Source organism: Streptomyces sp. JLYT201 (assembly GCF_059448825.1).
On record NZ_CM182551.1, the window covers coordinates 7928332 to 7938991 of the forward strand.

8 protein-coding genes and 1 tRNA gene are annotated in these 10660 nt (G+C 71.3%); 6 read left to right on the forward strand and 3 right to left on the reverse strand.

What is annotated here, in order from left to right; translation table 11 throughout:
• The first annotated feature begins 177 nt into the window (after window positions 1–177).
• Together AC5WAM_RS33805 and AC5WAM_RS33810 are read left to right on the forward strand one after the other, a co-directional pair.
• Window positions 178–648 (forward strand): SRPBCC family protein, encoded by a 471-nt coding sequence (locus tag AC5WAM_RS33805; RefSeq protein WP_495519843.1) that lies wholly within the window; start codon window positions 178–180, stop codon window positions 646–648.
• 73 nt (window positions 649–721) lie between these two features.
• Window positions 722–793: transfer RNA gene (locus tag AC5WAM_RS33810), tRNA-Val, on the forward strand.
• A 62-nt stretch (window positions 794–855) separates the two neighbouring features.
• Here the strand turns inward: AC5WAM_RS33810 and AC5WAM_RS33815 are convergent.
• Window positions 856–1581 (reverse strand): 3'-5' exonuclease, encoded by a 726-nt coding sequence (locus AC5WAM_RS33815; RefSeq protein WP_495519844.1) that lies wholly within the window; start codon window positions 1579–1581, stop codon window positions 856–858.
• A 167-nt stretch (window positions 1582–1748) separates the two neighbouring features.
• On the opposite strand from AC5WAM_RS33815, the gene AC5WAM_RS33820 reads away from it, so the two are divergent.
• The 4 genes from AC5WAM_RS33820 (at window position 1749) to AC5WAM_RS33835 (ending at window position 6340) form a co-directional block, all read left to right on the forward strand.
• Complete coding sequence (locus AC5WAM_RS33820) at window positions 1749–2315, forward strand: DUF4365 domain-containing protein (RefSeq protein WP_150510023.1); 567 nt, start codon at window positions 1749–1751, stop codon at window positions 2313–2315.
• A complete protein-coding gene (locus AC5WAM_RS33825; protein WP_495523698.1) occupies window positions 2312–3601 on the forward strand; it encodes a hypothetical protein in 1290 nt (429 codons plus the stop codon). The genes AC5WAM_RS33820 and AC5WAM_RS33825 overlap by 4 nt, the downstream gene beginning before the upstream one ends.
• Window positions 3602–3721: 120 nt before the next feature.
• Window positions 3722–5701 (forward strand): threonine--tRNA ligase, encoded by a 1980-nt coding sequence (gene thrS, locus AC5WAM_RS33830; protein WP_495519845.1) that lies wholly within the window; start codon window positions 3722–3724, stop codon window positions 5699–5701.
• A 78-nt stretch (window positions 5702–5779) separates the two neighbouring features.
• A complete protein-coding gene (locus tag AC5WAM_RS33835; RefSeq protein WP_172387611.1) occupies window positions 5780–6340 on the forward strand; it encodes an HIT family protein in 561 nt (186 codons plus the stop codon).
• A gap of 119 nt (window positions 6341–6459) precedes the next feature.
• Here AC5WAM_RS33835 and AC5WAM_RS33840 read toward each other — a convergent pair whose 3' ends face one another.
• Window positions 6460–8115 (reverse strand): AbeC-like domain-containing protein, encoded by a 1656-nt coding sequence (locus AC5WAM_RS33840; RefSeq protein WP_495519846.1) that lies wholly within the window; start codon window positions 8113–8115, stop codon window positions 6460–6462.
• A gap of 213 nt (window positions 8116–8328) precedes the next feature.
• Window positions 8329–10536, reverse strand: a complete 2208-nt coding sequence (locus tag AC5WAM_RS33845) for an elongation factor G-like protein EF-G2 (protein ID WP_495519847.1) — start codon at window positions 10534–10536, stop codon at window positions 8329–8331.
• Window positions 10537–10660 lie beyond the last annotated feature (124 nt).

Below are 10660 nucleotides of genomic sequence, written 5' to 3' on the forward strand. Positions count from 1 at the left end.
GGGATTGTGGCCCGGAGGCTGGAAACAGCCTCCGGGCCACTGTCGTATTTGACGCCCTTTCATGAAATTCGCAGACCGCGCCGAACCGTCCGGAATAACTGCTTCCTATTTCTTCGAGTTGACGCCCCGTCGGAAACTGCCGCACGGAACGCGGCCCCCGGCGGCAGACTGGAAGCCATGGACTGGTGCCATTACCGCTTCCGCAGCCTATGGAATCTGCGCGCCGAGCCCGCCGCCGTCTATGCCGCGCTCGAACGCGTCCAGGACTACCCCGCCTGGTGGCCCCAGGTCCGCGAGGTCACCCCTCTCGACGACCACAGCGGCACCGCGCGCTTCCGCTCGCTCCTGCCCTACGACCTGGTGATCACCGCCCGCGAGCGGTGCCGGGACCCCGAGCGCGGCGTCCTCGCCATCACCATGACCGGCGACCTCGACGGCTGGGCCCGCTGGACCCTGACCTCCGCACCCGACGGCGGCACCCGCGCGCGCTACGACCAGGAAGTCGACGTGCGCAAACCCCTGCTGCGCCGCCTCGCCGTGCCCGGCAGGCCGCTCCTCCTCCTCAACCACGCCCTGATGATGCGCGCCGGAAGCCGCGGCCTCGCCGCCCGCCTCGACCGGGAAGGACCGCACACCGCACGCCCCTGAGGCGCCCCGGCCGGCGGACGGACGGGCGGTTTGAAGGATCGGCGCCCGGACCTGTATTGTTCAGTGCGTTCCCGGGCGATTAGCTCAGTGGGAGAGCGCTTCGTTCACACCGAAGAGGTCACTGGTTCGAACCCAGTATCGCCCACCCGGAGAATGCCGGTCCGTCACAGACGGACCGGCTTTTTCATGCCCCGGGCCCGTCAGGCCTCAAGCGGCCGCGGGCAGTTCGGGCCGCAGCGGCCACGCCGGGTCCACCGTCTCCGCCGACCCGCTGCGCGCGAACCACGTCTGCAACCCGCGCGCCTGCGCCGCGTGCCACACCGCCTGCAACGTATGCAGCTCGGCGGGCGACAGCCGGTCCAGGCGCGCCGAGAAACGACGGCCCAGGGCGCGGACGAGATCCAGCGCCGCCTGCGCGTCCGCCGCCGCGTCATGGGCGCCGCTCAGCTCCACCCCATAGAGCTCGCACAGGTCCGACAGGGTGCGCCGACCCTTGCGGTACCGGTCAAGATGCCGGTCCAGGACCCGCGGATCGAGCACGCACAGCGGCGAGCCGTCCACATAGCGCGCGAGCGACGAAGCGCGGTGCCTGCGCAACTCCCGGTCCAGGAGCGTCAGATCGAACGGCGCGTTCATCACCACGAGCGGCCGCCCCGCCGCCCCCTGCTCGGCCAGCTCCCTGCCCATCTCCTCCATCACCGGCGCCGGCCAGCGGCCGTTGCGCTCCAGATGGTCCTGGGTCAGGCCGTGCACCGCCGTCGCCGCCGCCGGCACCGGCACCCCCGGATTCACCAGCCAGCGCGTCACTCGCGGGCGGGCCCCCGCGCCGTTCTGCACGACGACGGCGGCCGACACTATTCGGTCGGTCTCCACGTCGACACCCGTCGTCTCCGTGTCGAATGCGGCCAAGGGCCCCTCGTACCAGCACGTCATCCCGACGCAACTCCTCGTTCAGCTGTGGCAGTTGACCTCCGCTCCTGCCTCACGCAGGTGATACCCGGGCCGTTTGCGCCGAACCCGCTCAGGAGACAACACAGGTACGGAGCCGGGTGGTTGACGGCTCAAGCGCGCACTCCACCGGTTCGGAAGGCTTTCAGGACATGGCGCTCGCGCAGCCCGAACAGGGCGGGCTGCTGCCCGAGCGGATCGCACCGCCGCGCGGCACACTCGCCACCACCGCCTGCATGGAGACCCTTCAGGTGGGCTATCTGCACGCGGTCGCGGCAGCGGCCGGCTGCTCGCTCTCCCAGCCCTTTCCGGACAACGGCATCGACTGGCACGTCAGCCACAGCGCCCCCGGCCACACCGTCGACGACGAGGTCACCATCAAGGTGCAGCTCAAGTGCACCTACCAGATCCCGCCCCGCCCCAAGGGCCCCGCCTTCTCCTTCACCCTGGACAACGCCCACCTGGAGAAGCTCGCCCGCACCCCGGTGTCGGTGCACAAGATCCTGGTCGTCATGCTCGTGCCCCGGTCCCAGGACGACTGGCTGCGCGCCGGCCACGACCGCCTCGACCTGCGGCACTGCTGCTACTGGACCAACCTCGCCGGACACCCCGTGACCGGCAGACGGAGGACCACCGTCCGCGTTCCCACCGCACGGATCTTCGACGACCGCGCACTCTGCGAGATCATGACGCGCGTCGGCACGGGAGGGAGACCCTGATGCACCGCCCGATCGACGACCCAGCCTCCGTACGCGACGACGGCCCGGCCACTGCGCACGCCGCACGCGCACTCCGCGGCGTACGGCCCCACTCCGCCGACGGACCCGCCGCACCCGCCGCGCCCGACGTCTGGTCCGAGCCGCCCGACCCCGGCCACGTCGACCCCGCCGTGCTCGTCGCCCTCCTCCACCGGCACGGCTGGCGGCGCCGCGGCGGTGCCGCCGGACGCTACTCCCGCTGGACCCCGCCGGGCCCCGCCGCCCGCGGCACCAGCCTCCTCGTCCCCGAGAACCGCGCCTTCCCCGACAGCGACGACCTCATCGGCGAGGCCCTCACCGCCCTCACCCGCAGCTCCTCGCCCTCGGCCCGTGACGTGCTCGTGTCGCTCGCCGTGCCCAGCGACGAGATCCGCTGGTGGCGCGACGTCCCCGGCGGCCCCGCGGGCGCCGCCTCCTGGACCGTCGAGGAGCAGCTGCGCGCCGCCGCCCGGCAGATGCTCCTGGCCGGTGCCCTCGCCGCGCGCGAGCGCGCCGGGTACTACGGCGCCCGGCACCGCCGCCCCGCCGCCGCGTCCCTGGAGAACATCCTCGTGGGGCCCGCGCCGGGCGGGCGCCGCCTCACCGCCTTCGTGCCGGTCTCCGCGGCCCGGCCACTGGCCGTACGGCTGCACCAGGCGCTGTACGCGGCCCGCGAGGCCGTCGACTACCAGCGGGCCACCGGCGGCATGGACGCCTTCGACACCGCCGTCGAGGCAGGGGTCAGCCACGAGCTGGTCGAGGCCATCGTCTCCCTGGTGCGCGGCACCGAGGGCGCCCGCGTCCACGTCGAGTGGTCGCCCGCGGCAGGTGTGCCCGAGGGCTGCGCGGCCACCACCGAACCCGTCGAGTTCTCCCCGGGCGACCTGGCCGTCCTGCGCGAGGCCGGGGCCCGCTATCTGCGCGACGAGCCCTCGGTGCCGGTGCGGATCACCGGCACCGTGGTGCGCATGCGGCGCTCGGGGCCGCGCGGCACGGGCACGGTGCGGGTACGGGTGCTCGCGGGCGCCGAGGTCCCGCACGTGCGGATGTCCCTCGACGAGGAGTCGTACCGCGTCGCGGGCCACGCCCATCTGGTCGGGCTGCCGATCCGGGTGCACGGCCGTCTGGAGAGCCGCGGCGGCTTCCGCAGGCTCACCGGGGCCACGCAGGTGGTGCCGGTGCAGGTCGACGACGCCGAGCGGGACCGGCTGCTGAAGTCGCTCCAGGAGAACCTCGACTTCTTCGAGGAGGCGTGCAGCACCGACTGAGGGCGGGGAGCGGGCCCCCGCCCGCGGCCAACCGTTTCGCGGTGGGCCCCCGGGGCTCGGTACGATTCGTTGCGCGTGCAGGCGAGGACCTGCCGCAGCCCCCTCAGACAGGAGAGACCGGTGTCAGACGTCCGTGTGATCATCCAACGCGATTCCGAGCGGGAAGAGCGCGTGGTGACCACGGGCACCACGGCCGCCGAGCTCTTCGCGGGCGAGCGCACCATCGTGGCCGCCCGCGTCGGCGGCGAGCTGAAGGACCTCGCGTACGAGATCAAGGACGGCGAGGAGGTCGAGCCCGTCGAGATCTCCTCCGAGGACGGCCTGAACATCCTGCGCCACTCCACCGCGCACGTCATGGCCCAGGCCGTGCAGGAGCTCTTCCCCGACGCCAAGCTCGGCATCGGCCCGCCCATCCGGGACGGCTTCTACTACGACTTCGACGTCAAGGAGCCCTTCACCCCCGAGGACCTCAAGCGCATCGAGAAGAAGATGCAGGAGATCCAGAAGCGGGGCCAGAAGTTCTCCCGTCGCGTCACCACCGACGACGACGCCCGCGTCGAGCTCGCCGACGAGCCGTACAAGCTGGAGCTCATCGGCCTCAAGGGCAACGCCGCGCAGGCCGCCGACGGCGCCGACGCCGAGGTGGGCGCGGGCGAGCTGACCATCTACGACAACCTGGACGCCAAGACCGGCGAGCTGTGCTGGAAGGACCTCTGCCGCGGCCCGCACCTGGCCACGACCCGAGTGATCCCGGCGTTCAAGCTGATGCGCTCCGCCGCTGCCTACTGGCGCGGCAGTGAGAAGAACCCGCAGCTCCAGCGCATCTACGGCACCGCCTGGCCGTCCAAGGACGAGCTGAAGGCGCACCTGGAGTTCCTCGCCGAGGCCGAGAAGCGGGACCACCGCAAGCTCGGCGCCGAGCTGGACCTGTTCTCCTTCCCCGAGGAGCTGGGCCCGGGCCTCGCGGTCTTCCACCCCAAGGGCGGCGTGATCCGCAAGGTGATGGAGGACTACTCCCGCAAGCGGCACGAGGACTCCGGCTACGAGTTCGTGAACACCCCGCACATCTCGAAGGAGAAGCTCTTCGAGACCTCGGGGCACCTGCCGCACTACGCGGACGGCATGTTCCCGGCGATCGAGTTCGACGAGCAGAACTACCGCCTCAAGGCGATGAACTGCCCGATGCACAACCTGATCTTCAAGTCGCGCGGCCGCTCCTACCGCGAGCTGCCCCTGCGGCTCTTCGAGTTCGGGACGGTCTACCGCTACGAGAAGTCGGGCGTCGTGCACGGCCTGACCCGCTCGCGCGGCTTCACCCAGGACGACTCGCACATCTACTGCACCAAGGAGCAGATGGCGGAGGAGCTCGACAAGCTCCTCACCTTCGTCCTGGACCTGCTGCGCGACTACGGTCTGAACGAGTTCGAGCTGGAGCTGTCCACCCGCGACGGCTCCGACAAGTTCATCGGCTCGGACGAGGACTGGGCCGAGGCCACCGAGGCGCTGCGCCAGGCCGCCGAGAAGCAGGGCCTGCCGCTGGTCCCGGACCCGGGCGGGGCCGCGTACTACGGGCCGAAGATCTCCGTCCAGGCGAAGGACGCGATCGGCCGGTCCTGGCAGATGTCGACCCTCCAGGTGGACTTCAACCAGCCGAAGCGCTTCGGCCTGGAGTACACCGCGGCGGACGGCACCAAGCAGCAGCCGGTCATGCTGCACCGTGCGCTGTTCGGCTCGATCGAGCGGTTCTTCGGCGTGCTCCTCGAGCACTACGCGGGCGCGTTCCCGGCGTGGCTCGCGCCGGTGCAGGCCGTGGGGATCCCGGTCGGTGACGCGCACGTGCCGTACCTCCAGGAGTTCGCGGAGAAGGCGAAGAAGCACGGGCTGCGGGTCGAGGTGGACGCCTCGTCGGACCGGATGCAGAAGAAGATCAGGAACGCACAGAAGTCCAAGGTGCCGTTCATGGTGATCGTCGGCGACGACGACATGAACGCGGGCGCGGTGTCCTTCCGGTACCGCGACGGCTCGCAGGAGAACGGCATCCCGGCCGACGAGGCCATCGCCAAGATCCTGAAGGTCGTCGAGGAGCGCACCCAGATCTGACGCACGGCCGCGGCACAGGCCGACGCCGAGGGGCGGTCCCGTTCGGGGCCGCCCCTCGGCGTACTCCCGGCGGCGAATATGCTGACCACCATGACGAGTGAGCCGGAGCAGCAGATCGGAGTGGGGACGCAGGACGCGTTCCAGCGCCTGTGGACGCCCCACCGGATGGCGTACATCCAAGGCGAGAACAAGCCGACCGGTTCGGGGGCCGACGACGGCTGCCCGTTCTGCTCCATCCCGGCCAAGTCGGACGAGGACGGTCTCGTCCTCAAGCGGGGCGAGCACGTGTACGCGGTGCTCAACCTCTATCCGTACAACGGCGGGCACTTGATGACGGTGCCGTACCGGCACGTCGCGGACTACACGGAGCTGACGGGTCCGGAGACCCTGGAGCTGGCCGAGCTGACCAAGCAGGCGATGACGGCGCTGCGCACGGCGTCCGGCGCGCACGGCTTCAACCTGGGCATGAACCAGGGCACGGTCGCGGGTGCGGGGATCGCCGCGCACCTGCACCAGCACATCGTGCCGCGCTGGGGCGGGGACACGAACTTCATGCCCGTCGTGGGGCACACCAAGGTGCTGCCGCAGCTGCTCGCGGACACCCGCGCGATGCTCGCGAAGGCGTGGCCCGCGGTGTAGGGCAGCGCCCCGAAGGGGCGCGGGGCGGTATCGACATGCGGCTCCGCCGCGTGGGCGCGACCAGCCACGATGGACCGGCAGGCAACCGACGGCCCATCGTGGCGATTCCAGCGAAGCGCTTACGCGCCGTACACGTCCGCCTGGCGCGGCATGGGGTCCTGGATCGCGCCGCTGAGGAAGGTGGCGCGGCCGCTGAAGCGGTCGGTGTTCACGCCGTTCTCCTCCAGGACCTTGATGGCGGCCGTGTGGACGACGCGCAGGACCGGCGTGGCGGCGCGCAGCGCGTCGTCGGCCATGAAGCGGTGCCGCCAGGGCTTGTCCGCCCAGGCGTGGCGCAGGCCGAAGGGCTCGGGCAGGACGAGCTTGCCGCCGAGGTAGTCCAGGATCGGCGGGTACCACGTGAAGGGGGCGCGGACGGCGAGGCGCACCACTTCCTGGGCGTCGACGAGCGGGAGGCTGCGCGTGGTGGTCTCCCAGAACCTGATGGTCTTGCTGACCGTCTTGGTCTTGGGCGAGGGCTTGCTGGTGAACAGCGAGTGCACCGGGCCGAGGGCGTGGCCGGTGACTTCGATGCGCAGGGTCTCGTGCAGCACGGTCACCGTGATCAGCATGGTGATGACGAGCTGGCCGTCCCAGAGGGTGAACTGCACGCCCAGATAGTGGCGGTCGCCGCTGCCGAACTGCTGCTCGTTGCAGATGCGCTGTATTTCGTGGCCCTTGATCTGGAAGGCCTCGACGTCCGTGCCGGAGGGGCGGGAGACCGAGCCCGCGTTCTCCCCGACGGGGGTGACGATCCAGTGCCTTATCGACGGGGTGGTGAAGCCGCCGGTGTGCAGCGGGCCGCGCTCGAGCATGCGGAGCTGGTCGTGCACCGCCCGTACGACGTCCCAGCTGCGGAAGGGGTTGATCTCCTTGCCTTCCTCGCGGGGGACGAGCTCCTCGGCGAGCTGCCAGCTGCCCCAGCGGGTGCCCATGCCCAGTATTCCCTTGGGGCCCGCGTAGAAGACGGAGTTGCTCTGCTGCTCGGCGGAGAGGCGGGCGAGGCCCTGGCGCAGGCGCTCGGCGGAGGCGTCGCCGGGGCTGCCGGGGACGGCTTCGGGGATCTTCGCGCCGATGCCGCCGCCGGACAGGAGCGCGCTCCACCGCTCGCGCAGGTCCTTGGCGGTGCCTTCGGCTATGTGCTTGGCCCAGAACCAGCCGATCACGGGGACGACGGGGCACAGGCGCAGATACCAGGCCAGGGGGCCCCCGAAGGGCAGTTTGACGAGGAGGATGACCACGACGACGCCGATGGCGACGAGGAGGGCGGTGGCGATCGCCTGGGTGCGCTTGTCCTTCTGCTTGGTGATCCAGCGGCGGGCGGTGAAGACGAGCAGCCAGGCGAGCAGGCCGGGCAGGAAGAGCAGGCCGCACACGACCATGACGAGGGTGAGCCAGCTGTCGCGGTGGCGGCGGATGCCGGTGGCGGCCAGGCAGTGCTCGACGACCGACTGGGGGTCGATGCCGAAGGCCTGGATGAGGGGGCTGCGGGCGCCGCCGAGCATCCGCACCTGGACGGTTCTGGCGAAGGCTTCGCCGAGGCTCGGCTTGAACAGGGACCACAGGCCCGGTTTCACCACGGACTTGTGCCAGTCGCTGTTGGCCTTGAGGATCTCGTCGACCTCGCCGTCGCGGTATGCCGCGGAGGCCAGGGCGTGGGTGGCCGCGGTCTGTCCGGCGGCGCCGGAGAGCGGTACCTGGGCCCCTGGCCTGAAGTCGAATGCGTCGTCCGCCACCTGCCGCCCCCATCGCCGCGCCGCTGACCGCCGCGGCCCTTCCCGTTTGCGTTGTTTCCCGACTGCACGGCCCGGCACACCTGTTGACCTGGCCGGTACGGCTGTTGATCAGGTCATCAGCGTATCGGGGCGTGCCGACATCCGTCAGGGGTCGGTCGAATGCCGCCCGCGAGGAGGAGGCGGAGCGGGCGGCATTCGGCCAGTGGGGCTCAACTAGGCGGTGTCCTGGGCCTGTTCGCGGATCCGCTGGGACAGCTGCGGGGGCATCGGTTCGTGCCGGGCGTAGCTGCGGCTGAAGCGGGCCGTGCCCTGGGACAGGGACCTGAGGTCGACGGCGTAGCGGCCGATCTCGATCTCGGGCACCTCCGCGCGGACGAGGGTGCGTCCGCCGGGTGCCTGTTCGGTGCCGACGACGCGGCCGCGGCGCCCGGACAGGTCGCTCATGACGGCGCCCACGTACTCGTCGGAGATGAGGACCTGGACGTCGGCGACCGGTTCGAGGAGGTGGATGGTGGTGCCGGCGGCGGCTTCGCGCAGGGCGAGGGCGCCGGCGGTCTGGAAGGCGGCGTCGGAGGAGTCCACGGAGTGGGCCTTGCCGTCGAGGAGCGTGACGCGTACGTCGATGAGGGCGTAGCCCGCGGCGACGCCCTTGGCGGCCTGGGCGCGGACTCCCTTCTCCACGGACGGGATGAACTGCCGGGGCACGGCCCCGCCGACGACCTTGTCGACGAACTCGATGCCGCTGCCGCCGGGCAGCGGCTCGACCTCGATCTCGCAGATGGCGTACTGGCCGTGGCCGCCGGACTGTTTGACGTGGCGGCCGCGTCCGGCGGACTTGCCCGCGAAGGTCTCGCGCAGGGAGACCTTGTGCGGGATGACGTCGACCTGGACGCCGTAGCGGCTGCGCAGCCGTTCCAGGGCCACGTCGGCGTGGGCCTCGCCGAGGCACCACAGGACGACCTGGTGGGTGTCCTGGTTCTGTTCGAGCCGCATGGTGGGGTCCTCGGCGACGAGGCGGGACAGGCCTTGGGAGAGCTTGTCCTCGTCGGCCTTGCTGTGGGCCTGGATGGCGAGCGGCAGGAGCGGGTCGGGCATGTCCCAGGGCTCCATGAGGAGCGGGGTCTCCTTGGCGGAGAGGGTGTCGCCGGTCTCCGCGCGGTTGAGCTTGGCGACGCAGGCGAGGTCGCCCGCGATGGCCTGGGAGAGGGTGCGCTGCTGTTTGCCGAAGGGGGCGGAGAGGGCGCCGACGCGCTCGTCGACGTCGTGGTCCTCGTGGCCGCGGTCGGCGAGGCCGTGCCCGGAGACGTGCACGGTCTCGTCGGGCCTGAGGGTGCCGGAGAAGACGCGGACCAGCGAGATCCGGCCGACGTAGGGGTCGGACGCCGTCTTGACGACCTCGGCGACCAGGGGGCCTTCGGGGTCGCAGGTGAGGGCGGGCCTGGGTTTGCCGTCGGGGGTGGTGACGGTGGGCGCGGGGTGCTCCAGGGGGGTCGGGAAGCCGCCGGTGATCAGTTCCAGGAGCTCGACGGTGCCGATGCCCTGGCGGGCGCCCTCGGCGGCCGGGGCGGCGGCGAGCACCGGGTGGAAGATGCCGCGGGCGACGGCCCGCTCCAGGTCGTCCACGAGCGTCTTGAAGTCGATCTCCTCGCCGCTGAGGTAGCGGTCCATCAGGGACTCGTCCTCGCTCTCGGAGATGATGCCCTCGATGAGCTTGTTGCGCGCCTCCTCGATGGCGGGCAGCTGGTCGGCGCCCGGCTCGGACTCCTTGCGTTCGCCCGACGCGTAGTCGTACACGCGCTGGGACAGCAGTCCGATGAGTCCGGTGACGGGGGCGTGGCCGTCGGGTCCCGTCTCGCCGTGCAGCGGCAGGTAGAGCGGCAGGACCGCGTCGGGGTCGTCGGCGCCGAAGGCCTCCGCGCAGGTGCGGGTCATCTGGGTGAAGTCCGCGCGGGCGGATTCCAGGTGGGTGACGACGATGGCCCGGGGCATGCCGACGGCGGCGCACTCCTCCCAGACCATGCGGGTGGCTCCGGTGATGCCCTCGGCGCCCTCGGCCGCCGAGACGACGAAGAGGGCCGCGTCCGCCGCCCGCAGACCGGCCCTCAGCTCTCCGACGAAGTCGGCGTAGCCGGGAGTATCCAGGATGTTGATCTTGTAGCCGCCCCATTCGACGGGGACGAGGGACAGCTGGACCGAGCGCTGCTGCCGGTGCTCGATCTCGTCGTAGTCGGAGACCGCCGTGCCGTCCTCCACGCGGCCTGCCCGGTTCACCGCCCCCGCGGTCAGCGCGAGGGCCTCCACCAGGGTCGTCTTGCCCGATCCGCTGTGGCCGACCAGCACCACATTCCGTACGGACGCGGGATGGTCGGCCGTCGCTGCCCTGCCGGCGGCTCCGGGGTGTGCGTTCGCCTTGTCGCCCATGCCTTGGCCTCCCGGTTACGTGCGTGGTGAGGAGGCACAGCCCCCTCGGGGATGCTGGCTTCAGCGCGGACACGCGGGAACCGCGTGCGGGGGCGGCTCCGACGACGCCCGCGGTGCTTTCGAG

Excerpts from the sequence above, each read along its gene's own strand:
- AC5WAM_RS33805 (WP_495519843.1), top strand. The coding sequence starts at position 178 with ATGGACTGGTGCCATTACCGCTTCCGCAGCCTATGGAATCTGCGCGCC.
- AC5WAM_RS33815 (WP_495519844.1), bottom strand. The coding sequence starts at position 1,581 with ATGACGTGCTGGTACGAGGGGCCCTTGGCCGCATTCGACACGGAGACG.
- AC5WAM_RS33820 (WP_150510023.1), top strand. The coding sequence starts at position 1,749 with ATGGCGCTCGCGCAGCCCGAACAGGGCGGGCTGCTGCCCGAGCGGATC.
- AC5WAM_RS33835 (WP_172387611.1), top strand. The coding sequence starts at position 5,780 with ATGCTGACCACCATGACGAGTGAGCCGGAGCAGCAGATCGGAGTGGGG.
- AC5WAM_RS33845 (WP_495519847.1), bottom strand. The coding sequence starts at position 10,536 with ATGGGCGACAAGGCGAACGCACACCCCGGAGCCGCCGGCAGGGCAGCG.